Source organism: Rhizobium sp. Leaf306, assembly GCF_001423425.1.
Classification (GTDB): Bacteria; Pseudomonadota; Alphaproteobacteria; order Rhizobiales; family Rhizobiaceae; genus Neorhizobium; species Neorhizobium soli.
This window is the reverse complement of sequence record NZ_LMNX01000001.1, coordinates 1,626,139-1,646,967: the sequence shown is the minus strand read 5'-3', so window position 1 is coordinate 1,646,967 and position 20,829 is coordinate 1,626,139. Positions and strand designations below refer to the sequence as shown.

Below are 20,829 nucleotides of genomic sequence, written 5' to 3'. Positions count from 1 at the left end.
CGGCGAGGTCGTGGCAGTCCGGTGCCGCAAGACCAATACTGACGGTTGCCTGGGTCTTCAGGCCCTCTGCTCGCGCGGCTGTGATGGCGAACCGGCGTGCGATCACCGAGCCACGACTGAGAGCTTGATGATGGTCGCACCGTGGCAGGAGTGCGGCGAATTCCTCACCACCCAGCCGGACAAGAAGCGCGTCGGGTCCCGCTTCTTCGCGGGCGGTCTCTGCGAACAGCTTGAGAATCTGATCTCCGACTGGATGGCCGTGACGGTCGTTGATCGCCTTGAAGTGGTCGAGGTCGRAGGCAAGCAGGGAGACGGGGTGGCCTTGCCGCTCCCTGATGATCCGAGCTGCCTGCTCAAAAAAGGCGTGGCGGTTCGCAAGCCCGGTCAACTGATCGGTTTGCGACAGGCGGAGCAGGTGCTGCTTCTCCTCCTCTCGAACGATCATCAGAAAGGACATCGGCATCGCTACAGAGTACAAGACGGCCTCGTACATCGTCGCCTTCCCGATGGTGGAGAGAATATCTGGCCCGTACTGCTGGAGGAGGATAGGGGCAATGAACGCGCGGCCGAGGTAGAACACGGCATGGACGGCCGAGATCGCTACTGCGATCGGACGCGAGCGCAGTCCCTGAACCGTGCGGCTGCGCAGAAGTATCCACGCTGTCAGGCCGCAGGTCAGCGCAATGGGGAGAGACGAGACATGGTTCCAGAAGGCGGCCGGGAAGTGCGTGCCAGCGATCGCCCAGGCGAGGGCCAGGAGGCTTAGCGCTCCAGCAGACGACCAGACATATCGGTGACGGTCGAGGCCCGCGATGGCGTTTAGGACCAAAAGGTAGCCCAACATCATCAGGATGTTCGTCGCCCCCATGCCGAGCGCGACCGAGATGTGGCTGCGGTTCATTGCAAGTGCGCAGCCGAGAACGAACGCGAAGAGAGCCGCGGCCATAACACCGAGCACGCGTGCGCGACCTGGATAAGCCTGCCTTTCCCAAAGGAGAAGCGAAGCTGACACCANCGAGAACGAACGCGAAGAGAGCCGCGGCCATAACACCGAGCACGCGTGCGCGACCTGGATAAGCCTGCCTTTCCCAAAGGAGAAGCGAAGCTGACACCAKCAGCGTTCCGATTGTTAAGTACCAGAGAGTTTGTAAATCGATCTGCATTGCTTTGCCTGCCTCGAGTCAAAGCCTACAGGGAGGTGTTTGAATGATTCTTTACGTAGCCTCCTATGCCGCCGACATGGTTGGCGTAACGTTAAGCGTGGAGTTCAATGCCGGCATTCATGGATAGGGTTTATTTCCGATGTCATAAGACTTGCCAGCGGATCGAATGTAACGGTCGCATCTTCAGCCGCCGCGAGACCCGCACCTAGTGCCAGGTGATATCGTTTTCAGTACAGAAGACATCATCGGTTTGCATCCAACCGAGAGCGCCAGTGAAGCTGCCCGGCATATAACCAGAATGTCGCCTCGTCATTCTCAACCGCCTGCACCAAGGGAGCCGAGCGAAGCATGATCTCGCTGGGCAGCGCGTTCGCTGCCGCTCGGCGCCCGTGTGGCAAGACCCAACTCTGTTGCACACCGCAGTAAAGTCTGTGTCGTGTTTCTATGAACAGTGGCAGCCTAGTCAGTCTGGCGAGAACGAGCCAACGACGAGTGGTAGCGCTCATCATACTTCCACGAACAATTGCCAATTGACCAACCTCACAATAGCTTACGTTATGCGCGGTAGAATTCCCTCTGATGTTCTTCTCCGGCCTGAAGACCTGGCTCTGCTCGAACGAGTATTTGCGCAGGCAGTGCCGATACACGAGACGCATCCCGACGAGCTCGCGATGCTGCTTTTCCGCTTGTTCCAAGAAGGAAGGCGAGACGAGAAGAAACTGCTGGCAGCTGCCGAAGCGTGGTTCCTGTAAGCCAACCTTGCGCCCTTTGACCCGATCGAGAGCGAGGAGGTCGCAGATGCGGCTCTTACCTTCGCAAGCGGAAAGATCGAACAGTACAATCCGGTCGTCATTGCGGAGGGCGTAGGCTCATCGACCCGCGAACTTGTATTCCCTCGGCAGGCTGACACAGCGTTTCTCCACCAATAAGCCGATGAATTGTCTTAGGAATCTTAGTGATTTGATCTCTAATCACGGGTCGTAGGTTCTGGTCCCATCAAGGCGAAGATACTGATACGCCAGCACTTCATCTACATTCTGATCCGATCGCCAACCTATTTCAAATTACACGACACGACATTTTACCTGAGCATAAGAGGTATCTGCGGAAGGCATCTTTCGCGGGCCTCTCATCCGTCGAGTTTACGATGCCTGCTGGTTGCCTGCGGCGGATACGCTGGGTCCGACTGTCGGCCACGCGCACACGCAACGTTGCGAAGCGCGCAGCCAGCAGCCCCTTCTGTCAGGTTCAGACCTGAGCCATGCCACCATCCACGGCCAGTTCTGCGCCGGTCGTAAAACTACTCTCTTCACTGGCAAGGAAAAGGACTGCGGCCGCGACCTCGTCTGGCCGGCCCATGCGCCCCAGCGGGATCATGCCGGAAAGCGCATCCCGGATCTCTTGCGAGGCTCCGGCCATCATCGCCGTATCGGTCGGGCCGGGGCTGACGACGTTGACACGGATGCCTTTGGGAGCAAGTTCGTTGGCCCAGGTGCGCGTAAAGGAGCGGACAGCGGCCTTTGTGGCGCCGTAGACGCCATATCCTTTGGTACCGATGTCGCCCGCGATGGAGCCGATCAACACGATCGTACCGCCGGGTTGCATGAGGTCAGTAGCACCTTGTGCCGCGAAAACGAGCGAGCGGACGTTAAGCCCGAATGCACGATCGAAATGGTCTTCGGATATGTCTTCCAAGGGTGCGTATTCGGAAAGACCTGCGTTGACGACAAGAATGTCGATGCGCCCCTGTTCCGACTTTACCTGCTCGAAGACACGAGTCAGGTCGGCGGTGTTGCTCGCATCCGCCTGGATGCTGCGCATGCTGCCTGTGCCTGTTTCTTCTGACACGCCATCCGTGCCCTTGCGGCTGGTCGCATAAACCTGTGCGCCCTCGTGGGCAAACCGCTGCGAAACGGCTCCACCGATGCCGCCTTGTCCCCCGATAACGAGGGCAATTTTGTTGTCTAATCTGGTCATGTTGGCTCCATTGAAAGTGACAGGTGATAGATATATATTTGATATGTAGGGTCAATTACGCACTTTATATAGAGTAGATATCGATGAGTATACCTGTGTCAGCCGGGATTAGAGACCTGCCAAGAGTGCTGGTGCACCGATCACATTTCGACAGTGTCCGCCTATGTAGCTGCGCTCGAAAACAGCGATACCGACCGTGCAATTGCCGATGCCTTTGGCGGCCTTTTCGGGATCTCCACTTCTGCGACTGGTGATGAGGGCATGTGCACCCTCGGCACAAAGTCACTCCGCAACAGGCAGGCCAATACCTTGGCGACCAGCCACCTCGTTACTCATTCGAGCCATCGTAAATACTTTCCTGGAGTGATCTCGCCATGATATACGCTGGATACCTGATATCAACTAACCACACGGATTAGCTCAGATATGGACCAGTATACCGACCTTGAAGAACTTTCTCAGCGTGCCTGTGGTGACATGGCGCAGGTTCGCCCGGTACTCGACAAGATCGCTGACAAATGGACGATCATGATATTGACGGTGATCTGTCCCAAACCCTCACGCTTCAACGATCTCAAGCGGCGTCTTGACGGGATCACGCACAAGGCTCTGGCCGACGCTTTGAAGAGGCTTGAGCGGAACGGCCTTGTGACCAGAACCGTACTGCCAACGCAGCCGATTGGCGTGGAATACGCAATCACTCCCCTCGGCCACTCCTTGCGGGAGCCATTTGAAGCACTGTGTGACTGGGCAGAGGCCAATGGCGACCAGGTCGAGGCGGCCACGCGGCGCTATGACGAGAGGGTCGATCGTCTCTGACAAGGTCGCCGCGGTCGCCTGGGGCCCGACGCCGAGGATAGACGTCGTCGTCTCACGGCATCCCGACCTGATCGAAGGGCACAGGATGCAATGCCAAGTGCGTTGATGACTTTGCCAGCATGGCGACTAGGGGGCGAGTAGGGTTGGCAAGCGGCCGGCGCGTGATCCAGCGCGCGATGCGAGGGCTTCGAGGGCCAGTATACTCGTCCATATCTAGGCTAATCTAGGTGCGTAATTGATATCAGATATCCATCGTGTATCTATGCCTCATCATCATGAGATGATGTCGGGAACAGACGAGCGTCCCGACGCGCATCAAAGATAGTTGAAGGAAATAGGATGACGATGAAAAGACTTCTGGCTGGTGCCCTGTTGGCTCTAGCAATTTCGGGACCTGCCAAATCCGATGGAACTGCCAAAGTTGTTGGATCTGTCAATGCCGGTGCGACCAACGTTGTCCTGGTGCATGGTGGGACCACGGACGGCTCGGGATGGAAGGATGTCTTCCAAATTCTACGGGCGAAAGGGTTGGCAGTCACTGTTGTGGAGTTGCCGCATACAAGCCTCGAAGATGATATCGCCGTGACGAAGCTGGCCGTCGCTACCCAAAGCGGCCCCACGGTTCTGGTTGGCCACAGCTACGGTGGTGCCGTTATCACCGAGGCGGGTGTAGCCCCCAACGTCAAGGCACTGGTATACGTTGCCGCCCTTCAGCCTGATAAGGGCGAAACTCTGCTTGAGATCAGCAGCCGCTTTCCCATGGGCATCGACATGAAGAAGCTCGATGACGACAAGAGGTTCGTTCCAAATCCAGCGAGCTATCATGAGATGATCGGTGCGGACCTTCCACGCGACGTGACCGATTTCATGTCTGCGATGTCCAAGCCGATGAGGCTGGATACATTCCAGATCCCGTTCCAGCATGCTGCATGGCATGACAAGCCGTCATTCGGCATCGTGACGACCGAAGACAAGGTGCTCTCATCCGACTTTCTACAGTGGATGTATCAGCGCTCAGGCACGAAGATGACGGAAGTGAAGTCGAGTCACATGGTCTACATGTCTCACCCACAGGAGACGGCTGATGTCATTCTTGAGGCAGCCAGCTCGGTAAAATAGGGCAACGGCTCCCATCCGGCCGTATAGAGGCCTCTATGTGCCGTTTCGAAGGCAGATAACAGAGCTTGACTTAGAAGCCGCGCCCCGAGGGTCCTTCCCAAGGAGGAGGACGCTCGCACCCGTGACAAATCAATCAAACTAATTAATCCAACGAATTCAACTAATTCAACCAAATCAGGAGTTTCCCGTGATCCGCTTCTTTGCCCTCCTCCCCCGCCGCCCCGACATCGATCGCCAGCGCTTCCATGACCATTGGCGCCACCCGCACGGCACCATGGGCCGCCAGATCCCGGGCATGCTCACCTACGTCCAGGGGCACCAGTTCGATACCGATCGCCTCGGCCCAGGTCAGGACAAGTATGACGGCGTCGCGATGCCCTCGTTCGACTCCCCGAAAGACGCCGCCGCACTGGTCGACGAGCCCTTGTTCGGCGACAACATCCGCCCCGACGAGCCGTTGTTCCAGGACCTGCCGAATGTCATCTTCTTCATCACCGAGGAGGATGTAATCGTCTCGCGGCCCCCAATCGGAGCCGTATCTGCCGTCGATCGGCAATGGGACGTGCTGGAGCGGCCGACGAGCATCCATCTCCTGCAGTTCGTGCACCTTGATGGCAATCCCGGCTGGGCGGGAGCGAACGACGCCGAACTCGGCCTGCGGATCGGCGCGCTACGTCACGCGGTGAACCGGCCGAGCGCAGAGGTGCACAGCGACGGCGCACCGTTCCTGGGTGCCCGCCAGTTGTGGTGGCCCACCCTGACGGCGTTCCAGGACGGCGTGGATGCCGATCGAGCCGCCTTCGATGAACTCCTCGCCCAGGCCGGTCACGCCGTCACCATGCTGGCGGTCTCGGAGCGGTTCGTGCGCTGAGCCGGGGCGTCCTTTCTGCGGAAGGGCTTGGGCGCAGCTGAAACTCCTCCGCGCGAAGGACGGGCGCGCCGGCGTGGCCGATGCGCAGCCAAGACAACGAGAGGCCCCAACCGTGCACGACCAGGGCGACCGCCCTGCGACTGGGGTCTCTCAGGCCGCGACGATGAACTGAGCGCAATGAGTTCGAGCTTGTCGCCATCGGCCGCGCTCTGATCAGCGATCCGGCTTGGGTCGAGAAGGTCCCGCCGGGTGCCCTCGCAGGGCTGAAGGGCTTCGACGCTGATGCGCTACTGAATTTCTATAAGTGCTGCTCGTTTTCCAAGGTGGCGGCTCATTCATGCTGCTCCACATCAATGGTCCTGACCGTAAGATTGACAACACGGTCGAGTATCTAGGGATGGCATAGAGGACGCGCTCGGATTGGTGGAGCATACAAAGATTGAAGTTGTGCGGCCTCGCGCCAAGCGTGGCCGCGCCTCTGCACACAGCAGCTAGGCGCTTAGTTAGCGGCGTAACGGGACATTGCTTTGATCGTGCTTCTAGGTCAACTCCTACGCGATAGCATATCGATGAAATGAGTCACTCGGTCTTTGCGGAACGCCTCCCTGATCCGACCGTGGCGCTCAAGTTCCGCTAGGCCATGGAGAGTAGCCCAAAAGGCCTCGGTCGCGACTTCAGCGTTTTCGCAAAATGGCTCAACGACCGCCATCATGGCCCCGAATGTATCGCGCAGGGATTGAGGTGTATCGGACTTTGCAAACCGCAGACCGCTCGGTAGGACGAACATCGCTTCGTACAAAGCTGGCCGCTCAAATGCGAATTCCAGGTAGGCCATAGCAACGTCTTCCATTGCTTCCGCCGAACTTGCGCCGCGACGGACCGATGCCCGCAGCACCGGTCCCAACTCCCCAAATCCTTCCAGTGCGACCGCCCCGACAATCGCGTCGCGGTTTTGGAAATGGGCGTAGAGGACGGGCTGGCTGTATTCGATCTCCTGAGCAAGCCGACGAACTGTCACCGAGGCCCAGCCGTCTTTTTCGGCAAGCATTCTGGCCGCGCCGATGATGCGCTGCTCTCGCTCCGCTTTTGCCCGCTCTTTGCGTTCGCTGATGCCCATGCCTTCACCTTCACCCGTTACCAAGTCCCATAGCGGCAGTAATAATGTGATGCAACGGTTGACAATATAGCAACGCTAGATTTATTTATGGTGCTAGAGATATCGTCACGTCGGCGGGTGTCACCGTTAGGATCGTTCAATGTTCAACTTCATATCGCTGTCAGTCGGCAATGCTGCGACGCTCCTGGCGGCCGCCGCATTCCTTCTCGGCGCCGCCATCAACGCGTCCGGCAGCAAGGTTATCCGAGACGAATTCGTTCGTTACGGATTTCCATCGTGGTGGTGTTGGATCACCGCAATCCTGGAATTCCTGACGGCAGTCTTGCTAATCTTGCGGCCAACCTTCGCAATCGGCGTGGCGCTCGGAGCCTGTATCATGGTCGCCGCGATCCTCGCTGTCGTGAGAGCCCGCGATTTCCGCCATATCCCGCCGCCAGCGGTCTTCCTGCTGCTGCTCATCATCGCAGCTTCCGTCCAGTTCTCATCATAACAGCAGCCCCAATAGCAGCGGCCGCAAACCGCGCGCTTCCATCATCACAACCAACACAATCCAGACCGCGCTGACTCCATAGGCGACGCGTAAAATCACGACATAAGGAACAAGCCATGACGACCTCGAATTCCTTCGCAAAAACTGTCATCGTCTACCATTCCGGCTACGGCCATACGCAACGCATGGCAGAGGCCGTCGCGGAAGGCGCTGGTGCAACGCTCCTTGCCATTGACGCTGAGGGTAATCTTTCCGACGACGGATGGGCGGCGCTGGATGCCGCAGACGCCATCATATTCGGCTCCCCGACTTACATGGGCGGACCGAGCTGGCAGTTCAAGAAATTTGCCGATGCATCCTCAAAGCCGTGGTTTTCCGCCAAGTGGCAGGACAAGGTCTTTGGCGGCTTCACCAACAGCGCCAGCCTCAATGGCGACAAGCTGAACACGCTGCAATATTTTGTCCTTCTTTCCGGGCAGCATGGTGGCCTGTGGGTGAGCCTGGGCATCAAGCCATCCAACGTGAAAGCGTCCAAGCGCGACGACCTGAACCGCATGGGATCCTATATCGGGCCGATGGCGCAGTCGGACGCCGACGCGGCTCCCGAAGAAATGTCTTCGGGCGATCTCGAAACAGCGCGTCTCTATGGCGCGCGGGTTATGAGCGTCGCTGGGCAGTACAAATCAACGCCGGGTGAATGACAAGCATTGCTTGCCGACCTTGAGATGGGGGCAATGAGGTAACTCAAACAATTACCTCCCGCGCATAGAGCGCGGGAACTCAATAATTATCGAGATGTCCGCCTCAGGCCAATAGTGGATATTGGGCCGCTATGCGCCCTCTTTTCGGTCATTCAGTCTGTTGTTGAATGACCTGGAAGTTACCGTTCGCCTGATCAGCCACGATGTCTGACCTGGGGTGGTAAGCGGAATGGCAGGTTTCCGGAAGGGGGTGGCGGTAGCCGACGTCACGGGTCGGCTGCCGTCTTGCCCGAAAACGATGTTATTTTGGGGCACTGCGCTCCGCGCTTGCGATATGTCAGTTTGCGGTTTCAGGCCGCTCACGCCCCCTCGCGACCGGCCACCTTCAGGCAGTAGGCGCGAAGCATGTCTGGCCGGTCGGCCCTGCCACGGAAGCCGATATGACCGTCCGGCCGAACCAGTATGAGTGCTGCTTTGTCACCGACGCCGTAGGCAGCGTGTACTTCACCATCGAGATCGTAGAGGACCTTCGCATCGTCCTTGCCGGCAACCGCGGACCCCAGCACGAGCCGTGGTCGGACCCACTCCCAGCACTCGACCTCGGTGAATGCCTGCTGCAACTCGGGCAGCGAGTCGGCCCGCCGGCCATCGAAGGCGAGCAGCGACCAGCCCCAGCTCCATCCGTCGGGATTGTAGAGATGCGCAAACAGCGTGGATGAAGCACCATCTGCGGCAATCACCTTCGCATCCGGCGCCCGCTCCCCCGCCTTCGGCGCATGGCGGCTCAGCAGATCGCGCAAGCCGCCAAGGTGGTCTTCGCTCAGCGGACTGTCGGGATAGCCTACGGTTAATTGCTGAAGATCAGCGCTGCCCTGAATGAGAGTGCCGATGTTAGGAATGAAGCGCGCTGCGACATCCATCGCGGCGTCCTTCACCTTCCCGCGATACACGCTGTTCTGGAAGCCGCGAACCTGCTGGTAATCCAGCCGGCGATGCTCGCCGCCACGCTCCTCGTCGTAGGATTCGAGCAATATCGGCGTGCCTTTGCCTGCCAGCACCATCGCCAGCCGCCATGCGACGCCGATCGCATCGTGAAACCCGGAGTTCATGCCCTGGCCGCCGGCAGGAAGCGACAGGTGCCCGGCATCGCCAACGAGCAAGACCCGATCCTTCGCGTAGTGCGCCGAGGCGCCGTGCTGGAAGTGGCTGTGCGTCAGCCAGATAGGATCGGTGAGCGTCAGCGTCTCATCCTCGGTGACTTCGCGCGCGATCGCCTGCATTTCCTCAAGCGTTGGATCGCGATCGGGGATGCCGGTGTCGTCGGCAAGGAAGAACAGGCGGTGGTAGCCGTCCCACACCGGCAGCACGCCGCAGAAACCGCTCGGATAGTAAAAGAACCAGAGATGGTCGAAGTCGGTCGAGCGGCGCCAGCTCAGCTTGGCATCGACCTGACGGTTCATGCAGTTTGGCAGTTTCGTCGGTTCGAAGCCGAGACCGAGCTCTTCGCGGACAAAGCCCTTGGGTCCGTCCGCGCCGATCATATAGCGGCAACGCAGCGTTTCCTCGGGGCCGACCGTCACGTTCTCGTCGTCCTCGCTGACCGTTGCGAGCGTCACGGTCACGCCTTCCTCGTCCTGTGCGAACCCCGTTACCTTGCGCCCGCGCTCGATCCTGCCACCCTTGGCTTGCGCCTGTTCGGCAAGTGTCTTCTCGATGACGTCCTGTCCGCTGTAGAGGACGGGCCCGTATGGGCTTGGTACGTCCGCGATCTCGACGGGATCGACCCTGCGGCCGTTCAGGAGCGTGTTGACCTGGGTGATGCTGTAAGCCTGCGCGGCGATGGCGTCGCGTACGCCGATGCTGGCAAGCAGTTCCTGCGGCCGGGCCCACAGGTTGTTGGCCCGCGACCACTCCTTTGGCTGGCGTCGCTGTTCGATCAGGAGACAGTCGACGCCGTGATGTGCAAGCGCGCAAGCGGTCGTCAGACCGATCGGTCCGCCGCCCACGATGATAACCTCGGCGTCGAAGCCGTCACGGAGGAATTTGCTGTTCATGCGATATCCTTGGGCGTTGAGGGTGCTGCAGGGTCCGCCGTCGTTGAAAGGCTGTCGGCGATCACTGCGTTCATCTCGCGAAGCACGGCGACGGCTGCGACGAGTCGATCGGCGCCGATCTGATCAAGGATGGCCTGATCGAGCGGGGCGACCGCTGTCTCGGCCCCGGCAAGTGCAGCCCGGCCAACGGTAGTGAGGACAATTAGCTTGGCTCGCTGGTGGTGCGGATTAGGCTGCTCGCTGACCAGGCCGTTTGCCAGCAGCAGATTGACGACACGCTGCACTGCCTGCCGGGTCAGCCCCATGTTGCGGGCAATGTGCGCTACCGGGAGGGGTTGGGGTGAATAGCCCAAAGCACCGAGAACCTGCCACCAAGCGGTCGTCAAGCCAATCGGTCGGACCAGCTCATTGCCTGCGTCGACCAAACGGCCGTTAGTCTCGAACACCGCAAGCGCAAGATCCCTGACATGGGCAGAGGGAGGAGAGTTACTCAAATCAACATCCTGTCATTATGACAACATGCTGCTATAACACTCGGAGCAAGCTTTGGTTCCCGTCGTTCCAGTTAGCTGTTTGAGGTAGGTCTATCGGACGCGGAATGATGCCAGAGCGGATGTGTTCGACTACTTCGAGCGCTTCTACAATCCAAAATGACGGCACTAGACAATGGGCTATCTCAGCCCAATGATTTTGAAACCAAGGTGCGGTTAGCTTAACCTCGTGTCCGAAGTCGAAGGTTCGGATCCGTTCAAGGCGAGGAAACACAGCATCATCAAGCATGATCGTAACCGCTGAGTGCCCAGCACCTTGACCATGCGCGTGGGGGGCTGAGACGACGAGTGGACAATTGATAAAACTGCTCAAATGTTGAACGTTGTCACAACTTTGCCCCAAGGCCGACAGTATGTCGCGAACCTCAATCTTGGAATATTGATGTGGAGCGTATCGAATGAGTAAATTTTCTTGTCTGGTCGCGTTTTCTATCGCGGTACTCGCCTCATGCGGCTCAGTTGCGAAGGCCGACGAGTTTGCTGAGAAGGCGCAAGCTTCATTCGAACCCGTCATAAAGGAATACGGTATTCCCGGACTCGTCGTTGGAGTTACCAGGAACGGCAAACATGAGTTTTATGCGGTCGGGTTGGCATCGCGTGCCGACAACCGTCCGGCCACCCCTGATACGCTGTTTGAGCTTGGCTCGATAAGCAAAATTTTCAACGTGACGCTTGCGGCATTGGCTGAAGAACGCGGAAAGCTCAGCCTCAGTGATACGGTGGCACATCACGTCTGTGTCGACGCATGTTCAATTGGCGACAAACTTACACTCATGGATTTGGCAACACATCATTCGGGCGGACTGCCATTGCAGGTGCCGGACAACGTTTCCAATGTAGATGGGTTGGTGAGCTGGCTGAAGGATTGGAACCCGCCGCAACCGGGAACGCGCAGCTACTCGAACGTCAGCATCGGGATGCTCGGCTATATATCTGGCAAAGCCATGGGCTCCAACTACAAGCAGGCCTTGCAAGACGTGCTCTTCCCTGCGTTCGGGCTCCACCATACGTGGATAGACGTTCCGAAGAGTGACATGAACCGTTACGCTTTCGGCTATGACCGAAAGACCAATGCGCCAATTCGGGTGAGCTCTGGGGTCTTAGACTCGGAGGCCTATGGCGTGAAGTCGAGCGTCCGAGATATGCTAACAGTTCTTGATGTGGAGCTGGGGCACGGGAAAGCTCCCGACGAATTGCGCAACGCGATCGAGAGAACCCATGAAGGTCAGTACAAAACTGCTTTTTTCACCCAGGATATGATTTGGGAGCAGTACCCATGGCCCGCCGACCTGCAGACAATGACGTCTGGCAATGGCTATGATTTCATCATGAAGCCACAACCAGCGGAAAAAATCAGCCCATCGCTTGCTCCGCAGAAGAATGTGATCCTGAACAAGACCGGCTCGACGAACGGGTTTGGCGGTTACATCGCTTTGCTGCCGAGCGAGGACATCGGCGTGGTTGTCCTGGCAAACAAAAACTATCCGAATGAAGCTCGCGTAAGGGCGACATATTCACTGATACAGGCGTTGCTCGCGAATTAGCGGCAACGTCGCGAGCCGAGGGCCATGCGTACTCCAAGTCAAGCGAGGACTAGGCTGACAGATAGCATGATCGAAGTCCGGTCGCTTAATAATGCTGCCGTCGCAGAATCTGCAGTGCGCGGACCACGGATGTGCAGCATCCTTGATGTTGTAGCTACGGGAGCTTCTTGATCGTGCGCTGAGAAGAAAGTTGGTCGGAACACGGTCGTGGTCTTCGGCTGGTGTCCCTGGTCTATCAGCCAATTTGACATGTCGAGACGGGCAGATTGGCGGCTGCCGAATCTCTAGTACGCGTGCGTCGGCCGGATGGCACATCGATCGCGCCGGTCGATATCATCCCCCGTCGCGGAACGATCAGGGGCAATAATCGAGCTCGGGCGTTGGGCGACACGAACCGTCCGCAGCGACCTTTTGGCAGAGAGTAAGGTGGAGGTCGCAAGTGTGATTGTTTCGCCGATTGAGCTCAAGATGCCGGACTTCTCGAGTTTCGTTGCTTCAACGCTCGCAGACTTTGGTTTAGCAGGAGCGAGGCCCGCTCTCGAAATTACGGAAGGCATAGAGCTGGAACTAGACCAGGATGTAGCTCTCTGCATCAACGATTTGAGAAAGTTGGGCGTGCAAGTTTGGCTGGACGACTTCGGTACGGGTTTTGCCGGATTGTCAGGGCTGCGTCTGATAGAATTCGATACCGGCAAGATCGATCGTAAGCGTCCGGTGGTGCAGCGCAAGTCGCGCGCCTATCCATGCGCAAAGTTAGCGAGATCGTTCAGCTGCTTGCGCACTTGTGATCGAAGGTTCGTAGTGTTGTGCGAGGTTCTGAAGAAAGCTGCTTCCGGAATACCGCCACGTATAGCGGCCTAAGCGAGTCCTCAGTAGAATGGGGATTGCCTCTCGCTGAAACTCGAAGTTCAAAACTAGGGTGCGCTGGCTAATGAGCCGGACGGCTTTGTCGCTGCCGCTAATTAGGGGAACCAACCATGAATGTGGCGCCGGACAAGATCGGTGAAAGTGCTGCGCGACTGTAGATCGCGAGGCGGCTGGACGTGCTCATCGTTGGCGATGGAGCGGCCACATACGAGTTTGCGTCCCGCCTAGCTGACGGTGTGCCTGACGAGGGCCAGAATGGGTGCGTTCAGTTCTAACGTGCGCTCATTATCACCGACCGAACCAGAAAGGAAAAGGCTGTGATCGAATACCTTCACCTTTCTGGAGGCCGAGAACGACCGAGACGATCATGCTTGAAACGTCCGTCTCGGTCGTCCAACATCTCGGCAAGGCGATGCCAAGACACTGACAGGTTATCAGGCTTTTTGTTTAAGGAATTGTTGCGGGAGTTGCGTCTTCCGTCCTCAGCAACTGGTAACGTTGTAGCGGAACATGTCGTTAGAAGGTGACAACCGGCACCGACACACTCCGCTTGCGATCTGGAACGGCATTGCCAGAGGCATATTACCGACAAGAGGTGGTATCTATCGGTAATACCGTACAACCCGAAAGCAGCAAGACCAAAACCAGCACCGAAAGGCCAAGAAATATCCACGCTGTTACTTTCACAAAACGCATTCTCGCGCTCCAAGCCATCTACTGCAATCATGCCGCCTTCAGCTTTCGGTTCCGTCAATATGAGAGGCAGGCTATGCGTTTGAGGTAGGCACGAATCAGCCGTTGTGTTCCGCGTACATCGGCACGAATGTTCTCGCGGGAGAGTACGGCAGGCCGGTTCTGGATGCCGCCACCGAGGTTCACATGACGATTGAAAAACGCCGCGAGATATTCGAAGCGGTCCGCAACAAAGCCCATGCACTTGGATTGCAATTCGAGGACGATCCCACATACCTAAACGCTGTCGAAGAGTGGATTGCGGGATCGATCACCGCAGAGAATCTTCGAAACCACTACCAGGAGCTGTTGGAGGGTCGCGAGAAAGAGAGGCGTTTGTCGTACTTCGTCAAGCACTGCCTCCGGGAAGTCTGATAATGACCAGGTTCGGCCCCCCTATTGTGCAGGTGGCTAAGGGAAAAAGTCCGTTGTTCCCTTAGAAGTTACCCCCTCTCTGCCAGCTTTTCAGCGGCGGTTGAGCGGCGGATCTACGGTCCAATCGTAGGCCAAGAGATTGCTGAGCTGTGGGAGTTCCACGGCCGAGCGAAAACACGACGGAAAAGTACTACCTAAGAAAACAAACTGCCGCTGTTGATGTAGAAGCTGGCTCCGGTGACGAAGGCGGATTCGTTAGAAACCAGGCAGGCTACCAGATTGGCTACTTCCCCCTTGGCGAGTGCCGTCACCGCTTAGAACAGGAAATCGCCGGCAGCGAGGGCCGCCAGCTTTACGTCCTGCAACAGGATGCTGTCGCCGTTCAGGCCATCGATATAAACGTCTTGGCCGACCTGTTTCATATGGTGCTGGACTAGGTCCTTGTAGTCGGTGATGCTACCAAGACCGGTGAGGTCAAGGATGTCGTGCTTCGAACCGGTCGCGGCAAAATCGGTGATCTTGTCCTTGCCGTCCCTGGTGGCAAAGACGAACTGGTCGGCGCCCGCGCCGCCGGTCAGGATATCGGCGCCGCCATGGCCCCAGATGATATCATTGCCTGCCTTGCCGTCGATGACGTTCTTGCCGCTATTGCCGTGAAGCTGGTTGGCCAGCGCATTGCCGGTGGCGTTGATGGCCGAAGCGCCGTTCAGCGTCAGGTTCTCGAAATTGTTGCCCAGCGTGAACGACACCGCCGATTTGACGAGGTCGGTGCCGCCGCCGGTATTTTCGGAAAGCTTGATCTTCGCGTCGCTGATCACATAGACGTCGTTGCCGTTGCCGCCATAGATCGTGCCGTTGACCTTGCCGCCGGTGCCGTCGAAATAGTCATTGCCATTGCCCAGCTTGATGTCGCCGGTGATGGTGCCCTTGTTGAAGAGCGAATCGGCGCTGTTGCCGCCCAGGAATGCGGTGCCCGCCGATTTGATCAGGCCGTTGTTTTGCAGCGCCGCTTTGCTCGCACCCGAAAAATCGATCGTCGCCAGAGATGCCTGCGTGCCTGTGATCGTACCGTCATTGGTCACGGTTTCACCGGCGCCACCGACCTGGATGCCGCCCGCCGCCGTCATGGTCTTGTTGTTGGTGATGATCGTATCGTCGGCCGAGACGGCAATCGCATAGCCGGCGGCCTTGATCAGGCCGTTATTGGTGATCTTGCCGTGATCTCCGGTGAGCGTCATGGCGTTCTTCAAAGCGGTGATCTCGCCGCTATTGGTGATGATCGCCGCAGCGCCGGTCGCCGTGATCGCGCCGCCCTTCATCGAGATGACCGTGCCGTCATTGGTGATGACAGCATTGGATCCGGACGATGCGATGGTGGTCCCGGTGCCGGTCGCGGTGCCGTGATTGGTCAAAACCGCCGATTTGCCGCTGGACACGATCGCCGAGCCCTTGTCGGAGCGTAACTCGCCATTGTTGGTGAGAATGGCCGAGGCGCCGCGCAGTTGCACCACATCCAGCGCCGCATGCGTGGTGCCGTGATTGATGATTTCCGCGTTGCTGCCGGACACGGCGATGCCGATACCGGCAGAGGATTCGATCAGGCCGGTATTGACGATTGTCGTCGCCGTTGCAGCAACTGCGATCGCGGTCAGGCGTGCCGCCACCGTGCCGTCATTGATGAGCTCCAGTCCGCCGCTGTCGATCTTTAGGCCGTAGTCCTGGCCGTTGACCACGCCGGACGCGCTGACCACGAACTGGCTTTGGCTGTCGGTCACCGCGGTTGTGCCGAACTGGAAGGCATAGCTGGAAGCGGAAAGCACCGTGCCGTTTATGTAGAAGTCGCGCAGCGTTGCCGGGCCGGTCGCCAGAATGGCGGTCGCGGCTGTGCTCAGCGTCACCCCTTTGTTGAGGATAAACTCGCTGCCGGTCTCAAGAACCTTCACCGGAGCGGTGCTGTTCCTGCTAATCACGATCTTTTCGGTCATCTGCCCATCATGTGCAGTGTCATCGGTTTGGCTTCGCTGTCTCTAGGGCAAACGGGTAAGGACGCTTAGCCCCCGGCACGGCATTTCCGCTCTTATGGTCAATTCAATGTCACGCCGCAATGGCCATATTGAGTGAGGGCGCAAAGGGTTGTCACCGAATGGCAGGGGTCTTTGATTCGAATCCTATCAAGGCGTAGTGTTCGTCCAGCGGACGAGCAGTTACTTTGCAGTGGATGTCGCAGATTTACGCCGCGGCTTGAAGTCGACGAGCAGGGATTTCAGCTCCACTTCTCGAACTCGCCGAGCAGCCTCGTCGGGAGAAACCCATTCCAGTGTGCGCTGACCACGCTCCTTGTAGTCGGATGCAGCATCCTCCACCTCGATTTCGTAAACGTCAACCACGCACGGCGCAACATCGCCGTTGTCGAGCCATTTCAAATATGTGTAACTGCCGATCGGCTTTTTCTTGACCCGGCCACGTACGCCCGCTTCCTGCTGGGCCTCAATCTCGGCTGCCTCATGGGGTTTCTTTTTTTTCATAGGCCAGCCCTTGGGGATAACCCAGCGACCGCTGTCGCGCGAAGTGATGACGAGTATCTCTATGCCGTCGCGGTCAGCCGCGTGCCGGTAGCAAAGAGCCGCATATTGCTGCCTGAACTTGCCATTGAACAGCTTGTCCGGCGTCTGGGCTAACTGCTGCAGCAGAGTTTGCCGCTTGAAAGGTGGTTGCTTGGATGCGTTCTTGACAGACTTCATTCCCCTAGATGCTGTTTTCTCGCGATACTTTCCAGCGCGACGTCCGCTTTTAATGACGGTTTTGTGACGGCGGCCTTTAGTCGCCGACGCCGGCAATGATTGTCTGGGTCGAAGTTGGCTTTGCAAAGGTCAGCCTTCCGCCTCGCGCGCAACGCGCCGCTGCTCCGTCTGCGGCAGCCCGATCATTGCCTGCCCTGTCGATTTGGGAAGAGGAGCAGGGGGGTGCATGGCTGCGGTGCCCTTGACGGCGCAAGTCGTTCTGGTCGATCACACTGCAATCGCGCGAATAGAAAGCAGTCCCGCATGCCATATTACCTCGTCACCCAGACGTCGTTCAAGGAAGGCGCGGATGAAGTCGAAGCAGCTCAGAAAGTCCTCACGAAGTTGAAGTCAGATGGCGCCGTAGGATTCACCGTGAAATACGATGAAGAAAATATTCGGCAGGTGACGGTCGCCAACGTCCCGGCCTCGGAAGTCGCGCAACCGGCTGCCCGGGAGCCCCGACCATCCCCAGAGCAGATCCAGGAAGACAACATTCTTGAGGCCTCAGCTGTCAATCAAGCCCATACAGGTGTCTCCAAGCCGAGACGACTGTCAGCCAGGAGTGTTACTCTTGGACTGAGCCTGTTCGCAGCCGGCGTAGCAGCGGGGCTGGTCATTATGGCTCTAGTTGATCGCACTCATGGATGAGCCACCGAGATCTCCAATGAGACATTGGACTAGAGCTGCCTTTCGCTGTCAACATGATCGCAGAGCTACTTGAGCGGATCGCTGGCTCGGACCGATGTACGATTGCGACGCGAAGCCAACTAGACCATACAACTTGGCTGATGACGACCAACTCACAACCGGATCGTTGGTTCGAATTGGCTCAAGACCTGAAATCTTGGTTCGACCTTTTGCTCAACAGGGGATGCCGCCCATGGCAGCTTTGCGCCTCCAAACCCGCCACATTGGCAAGAGCTGCGTATGCTTGAAAGCAGACGTTGGTGCCTAAGTGTTCAGTGGCGGGCGCAAAACGGCAACTGTTGTTGACCTACAACAGCACATCATAGTGCTACTCAAGATGTCTTGATGGCTGGGCGCGTCAACCGAGCGACTAACCCGCGCCATGGCTGGCGCTGGACGTACGCCGTGAGTTCTGAAGCCGGCATAGGCCGGGCCAATGCGTAGCCTTGCAAGCTGTCGCATCCCAGATCTCTCAAGATCGCGATATCGTCTTCGGTTTCTACGCCCTCGGCGACGACCTGAATATCCAGGGATCTGCCGATTTCAACAATGGAACGCAGTAATGCCTGCTGTTCCTTGGAATTGGTTGCCCCAGCAACCAGCTCTCGATCCACCTTCAGCGCTCTCGGGCACACCTTTAGCAGACTTACCATAGAGGCATGGCCGGTGCCAAAGTCATCGATCTCAAGTGATATTCCAAGCTCCCGCAACTCTGTAAGGCGCCTTAGAATCTCCTCGTCGCATTGGTCTAGGAAAATCGACTCGAGCAGTTCGAAAGATAAAATCCCGGGCTCAAGATTTAGCGCCCGCAACTTGGCCGTAAGCGCCGGATCGTAAAGCCTTTCATAGGAGACGTTTACAGATAATTTCGGAATTCCGAGTCCTGCTTGCTGCCAGGTGCGGAAATCCTCAAGTGCCGCTTCGAGGATCATAGAGTCGATGTCTGCAACAACGCCCAGTTCCTTAGCGACGGGAAGGAAGACGGCCGGGCTATGAAGGCCCCCGTCAGGGGTTTGTAGACGGGCAAGAGCTTCTACGCCGACAATCTCAAGGGAGGTGGCGTCAAATTGCAACTGGTAGAATGGGATGAAGGCCCGCTGCTCTAGGCCTGCTAGAACATCGTCAGCCACACCCTTCTTGCCCACAAGCTCTTCGTACGACTGTGAGGAAAAGAACTCAAACCTGTTGCGGCCACTCTTCTTTGCTCGATAAAGGGCGATATCAGCGTTCAGTAGCAATTGCGTGGTGTCCGTCTCCTCTTCATCCTGGCAGGCAATCCCGATGCTGGCACCGGTGCGGCACAAGTGCCCGTTGACGGTGATGGGCTTGGACAATGTAACGATCAGATCGTCAGCCAGGTCGGAGATGGACCCGGAGGATCCGTCGAGCGAATGTACGATCACGAACTCATCGCCACCGACGCGGGCGACGAAGTCATTGTCGCCGGCACATGATGCCAGCACTTGCGCCACGTGCTTAAGCAAAGCGTCGCCTGTCGCATGGCCGAGGGTGTCGTTAATGTGCTTGAACCGATCCAGATCAAGATGCAAAATAGCAAGCTTGTTCGCGCCGCCCAAAGATCCCTCGGCCGTCCGGCGGAGCGTCTGATCCAAGTATCTGCGATTGGGCAGAGCAGTAAGATAATCATGCAGTGCGCTATGTTCTATTTCTTGCCGCGCCGATTCCAGCGCAACGCTTTTGGCTTCTGCCAACCGTGTTGCATCCTCCAGTTCCCGCCGCAGCAGTACATCATCCGTCACATCCCAATTGGCACCAACCAATTTGATATGTCCGTCCTGAGTCGTGAAACGCTTACTATGGCTCTTGATGATGCGTTCTTGGCCGCTGCCGAGCACCACCCGGTACTCGTCGGAAAATGTGTCGGTGCTAGAAGCGTGGTCGGCGACCTTTTGGACAACGCGGGGGAGATCTTCCGGGTGAAGTAAGCTTTCCCATAGTCCGCCTATCTCGATGGTGCCGCTGCCGTCGAGCCCGTAAATCGAGAACATCCTCTCGTCCCATTCCGACTGACCGGTCGTGAAATCGGCTTCAAATACGCCGATGCCGGAAATATCGAGTGCCATCTCCAAGCGCCGTGCCATACGCAATGCGGCCTCTTCTGATGCTTTGCGAACAGTTACATCGGTATCAGTCCCGACGACGCGTGTTGCCCTGCCGGAAGCGTCCCATTCAACGCCGGCACCGCGACATTCAATCCAAACCCAGTGTCCATCCTTATGCTGCTCACGGTAGTCAAAGACAGCAAAGGCCGGATCGCCTTCCTCCTGCCGCTCCATCGCATGAATAACCTTTGCTCGGTCGTCCGGGTGGACATTTTGCAGCCACTCGGCTGTGCTTCCTGGAAGCTGCTCGCCTGGCTGCAGGCCTCGCATTTTGTACCAGGTGGGAGAATAGTATTTCCGACCACTATCCCAGTTGTGGTCCCAAACGCCCAGTTCCGATGAGATCAAAGCGTGATCCCACCGGCTTTCCCTGTACGCCAGCTCCTCCTGCCCCCTCAATCGGTTAGGAGCTTCTAACCACATCAGAAGGGCAGCACCGGGTTCGCATCCACCGGGCGACGGCATGACTTTTGCTTGCGCCCAGCGAGGCTCCAGGGTCGAGATGATTAGCAACTCACGCGTTTCGGACGTCACACCCTGCGCGGCGGCCCCGATGTCAGCAATCAGTTGCAGGCTATCTTCTTGGGATAGCTTGGCAAGCAGACACTGGTCCCGGTCTGGCTGCAGCCAGAGTGTGCTGAAAAGCTCGTTTGTCGCCAGGATCTCTCCTGATCCTCCAACGATGGCGAGAGGCAGTGGCAACTTGGGAATCAGTCCACCCATCTCAGCCTTCGTTGTGACTGGCTTTTGATTCCGAGAGGCAGAAAGCGGACCTTGCACAGCAGCGTTCCGTTCACGAGTTAAAAGTACCCTAGAAGCAGCTAATTAACGTCAGCTTAAGTTGTTCAGCCGCATT

16 protein-coding genes and 1 pseudogene are annotated in these 20,829 nt (G+C 57.7%); 9 read left to right on the top strand and 8 right to left on the bottom strand.

Features of this window, described 5'->3' with window-relative positions; all coding sequences use genetic code 11:
- Together ASG19_RS07770 and ASG19_RS07760 are read right to left on the bottom strand one after the other, a co-directional pair.
- Positions 1-1,014, bottom strand: a pseudogene (locus ASG19_RS07770) (GGDEF domain-containing protein); the annotation flags it as partial.
- Positions 1,015-2,411: 1,397 nt separating this feature from the next.
- Complete coding sequence (locus ASG19_RS07760) at positions 2,412-3,140, bottom strand: SDR family oxidoreductase (protein WP_062454713.1); 729 nt, start codon at positions 3,138-3,140, stop codon at positions 2,412-2,414.
- Between the two features lie 426 nt (positions 3,141-3,566).
- On the opposite strand from ASG19_RS07760, the gene ASG19_RS07755 reads away from it, so the two are divergent.
- The 3 genes from ASG19_RS07755 to ASG19_RS07745 all read left to right on the top strand — a co-directional run bounded on the left by ASG19_RS07755 (position 3,567) and on the right by ASG19_RS07745 (position 5,949).
- Complete coding sequence (locus ASG19_RS07755; protein WP_062454711.1) at positions 3,567-3,959, top strand: helix-turn-helix domain-containing protein; 393 nt, start codon at positions 3,567-3,569, stop codon at positions 3,957-3,959.
- Between the two features lie 345 nt (positions 3,960-4,304).
- Complete coding sequence (locus tag ASG19_RS07750; protein WP_244476100.1) at positions 4,305-5,078, top strand: alpha/beta hydrolase; 774 nt, start codon at positions 4,305-4,307, stop codon at positions 5,076-5,078.
- A gap of 187 nt (positions 5,079-5,265) precedes the next feature.
- Positions 5,266-5,949 carry an EthD family reductase gene (locus ASG19_RS07745; RefSeq protein ID WP_062454708.1) on the top strand — a complete coding sequence of 228 codons (684 nt, stop codon included), beginning with the start codon at positions 5,266-5,268 and terminating at the stop codon, positions 5,947-5,949.
- 544 nt (positions 5,950-6,493) lie between these two features.
- Here the strand turns inward: ASG19_RS07745 and ASG19_RS07740 are convergent.
- Positions 6,494-7,066 (bottom strand): TetR/AcrR family transcriptional regulator, encoded by a 573-nt coding sequence (locus ASG19_RS07740; protein WP_062454706.1) that lies wholly within the window; start codon positions 7,064-7,066, stop codon positions 6,494-6,496.
- 139 nt (positions 7,067-7,205) lie between these two features.
- Between ASG19_RS07740 and ASG19_RS07735 the strand changes: the two genes are divergently transcribed.
- Complete coding sequence (locus tag ASG19_RS07735; protein WP_062454704.1) at positions 7,206-7,556, top strand: DoxX family protein; 351 nt, start codon at positions 7,206-7,208, stop codon at positions 7,554-7,556.
- Between the two features lie 116 nt (positions 7,557-7,672).
- Positions 7,673-8,257 carry a flavodoxin family protein gene (locus ASG19_RS07730; protein WP_062454702.1) on the top strand — a complete coding sequence of 195 codons (585 nt, stop codon included), beginning with the start codon at positions 7,673-7,675 and terminating at the stop codon, positions 8,255-8,257.
- A 359-nt stretch (positions 8,258-8,616) separates the two neighbouring features.
- On the opposite strand, the gene ASG19_RS07725 is transcribed toward ASG19_RS07730, so the two are convergent.
- Together ASG19_RS07725 and ASG19_RS07720 are read right to left on the bottom strand one after the other, a co-directional pair.
- Complete coding sequence (locus ASG19_RS07725) at positions 8,617-10,311, bottom strand: FAD-dependent oxidoreductase (protein ID WP_062454700.1); 1,695 nt, start codon at positions 10,309-10,311, stop codon at positions 8,617-8,619.
- A complete protein-coding gene (locus tag ASG19_RS07720) occupies positions 10,308-10,805 on the bottom strand; it encodes a MarR family winged helix-turn-helix transcriptional regulator (protein WP_062454697.1) in 498 nt (165 codons plus the stop codon). Before ASG19_RS07720 ends, ASG19_RS07725 begins: the two co-directional genes overlap by 4 nt.
- Before the next feature lie 455 nt (positions 10,806-11,260).
- Here ASG19_RS07720 and ampC point away from each other — a divergent pair, with 455 nt between their 5' ends.
- The 3 genes from ampC to ASG19_RS07705 all read left to right on the top strand — a co-directional run bounded on the left by ampC (position 11,261) and on the right by ASG19_RS07705 (position 14,380).
- Positions 11,261-12,406, top strand: coding sequence for a class C beta-lactamase (gene ampC, locus ASG19_RS07715; protein ID WP_062454695.1), 1,146 nt, complete (start codon positions 11,261-11,263; stop codon positions 12,404-12,406).
- A 306-nt stretch (positions 12,407-12,712) separates the two neighbouring features.
- Entirely contained in the window at positions 12,713-13,267 is a 555-nt protein-coding gene (locus ASG19_RS07710; RefSeq protein ID WP_082476224.1) for an EAL domain-containing protein, read from the top strand.
- Positions 13,268-14,152: 885 nt separating this feature from the next.
- Positions 14,153-14,380, top strand: a complete 228-nt coding sequence (locus tag ASG19_RS07705) for a hypothetical protein (protein WP_156466436.1) — start codon at positions 14,153-14,155, stop codon at positions 14,378-14,380.
- Positions 14,381-14,694: 314 nt separating this feature from the next.
- Here the strand turns inward: ASG19_RS07705 and ASG19_RS24605 are convergent, their stop codons facing one another.
- Positions 14,695-16,365, bottom strand: a complete 1,671-nt coding sequence (locus tag ASG19_RS24605) for a hypothetical protein (protein ID WP_062454689.1) — start codon at positions 16,363-16,365, stop codon at positions 14,695-14,697.
- A 219-nt stretch (positions 16,366-16,584) separates the two neighbouring features.
- On the bottom strand, positions 16,585-17,121 hold the full coding sequence (locus ASG19_RS07695) for an NUDIX hydrolase (RefSeq protein ID WP_062454688.1): 537 nt from the start codon (positions 17,119-17,121) through the stop codon (positions 16,585-16,587).
- Positions 17,122-17,424: 303 nt separating this feature from the next.
- On the opposite strand from ASG19_RS07695, the gene ASG19_RS07690 reads away from it, so the two are divergent.
- Positions 17,425-17,811, top strand: a complete 387-nt coding sequence (locus ASG19_RS07690; protein WP_062454685.1) for a hypothetical protein — start codon at positions 17,425-17,427, stop codon at positions 17,809-17,811.
- Positions 17,812-18,182: 371 nt separating this feature from the next.
- Here ASG19_RS07690 and ASG19_RS07685 read toward each other — a convergent pair whose 3' ends face one another.
- Entirely contained in the window at positions 18,183-20,696 is a 2,514-nt protein-coding gene (locus tag ASG19_RS07685) for a GGDEF and EAL domain-containing protein (RefSeq protein WP_062454683.1), read from the bottom strand.
- Positions 20,697-20,829: the final 133 nt, after the last annotated feature.

Coding starts and splice junctions, on each gene's coding strand:
- ASG19_RS07760 (WP_062454713.1), bottom strand. CDS start 3,140: ATGACCAGATTAGACAACAAAATTGCCCTCGTTATCGGGGGACAAGGC.
- ASG19_RS07755 (WP_062454711.1), top strand. CDS start 3,567: ATGGACCAGTATACCGACCTTGAAGAACTTTCTCAGCGTGCCTGTGGT.
- ASG19_RS07750 (WP_244476100.1), top strand. CDS start 4,305: ATGAAAAGACTTCTGGCTGGTGCCCTGTTGGCTCTAGCAATTTCGGGA.
- ASG19_RS07740 (WP_062454706.1), bottom strand. CDS start 7,066: ATGGGCATCAGCGAACGCAAAGAGCGGGCAAAAGCGGAGCGAGAGCAG.
- ASG19_RS07735 (WP_062454704.1), top strand. CDS start 7,206: ATGTTCAACTTCATATCGCTGTCAGTCGGCAATGCTGCGACGCTCCTG.
- ASG19_RS07730 (WP_062454702.1), top strand. CDS start 7,673: ATGACGACCTCGAATTCCTTCGCAAAAACTGTCATCGTCTACCATTCC.
- ASG19_RS07725 (WP_062454700.1), bottom strand. CDS start 10,311: ATGAACAGCAAATTCCTCCGTGACGGCTTCGACGCCGAGGTTATCATC.
- ampC (WP_062454695.1), top strand. CDS start 11,261: ATGAGTAAATTTTCTTGTCTGGTCGCGTTTTCTATCGCGGTACTCGCC.
- ASG19_RS07710 (WP_082476224.1), top strand. CDS start 12,713: ATGGCACATCGATCGCGCCGGTCGATATCATCCCCCGTCGCGGAACGA.
- ASG19_RS07705 (WP_156466436.1), top strand. CDS start 14,153: ATGACGATTGAAAAACGCCGCGAGATATTCGAAGCGGTCCGCAACAAA.
- ASG19_RS24605 (WP_062454689.1), bottom strand. CDS start 16,365: ATGACCGAAAAGATCGTGATTAGCAGGAACAGCACCGCTCCGGTGAAG.
- ASG19_RS07695 (WP_062454688.1), bottom strand. CDS start 17,121: ATGAAGTCTGTCAAGAACGCATCCAAGCAACCACCTTTCAAGCGGCAA.
- ASG19_RS07690 (WP_062454685.1), top strand. CDS start 17,425: ATGCCATATTACCTCGTCACCCAGACGTCGTTCAAGGAAGGCGCGGAT.
- ASG19_RS07685 (WP_062454683.1), bottom strand. CDS start 20,696: ATGGGTGGACTGATTCCCAAGTTGCCACTGCCTCTCGCCATCGTTGGA.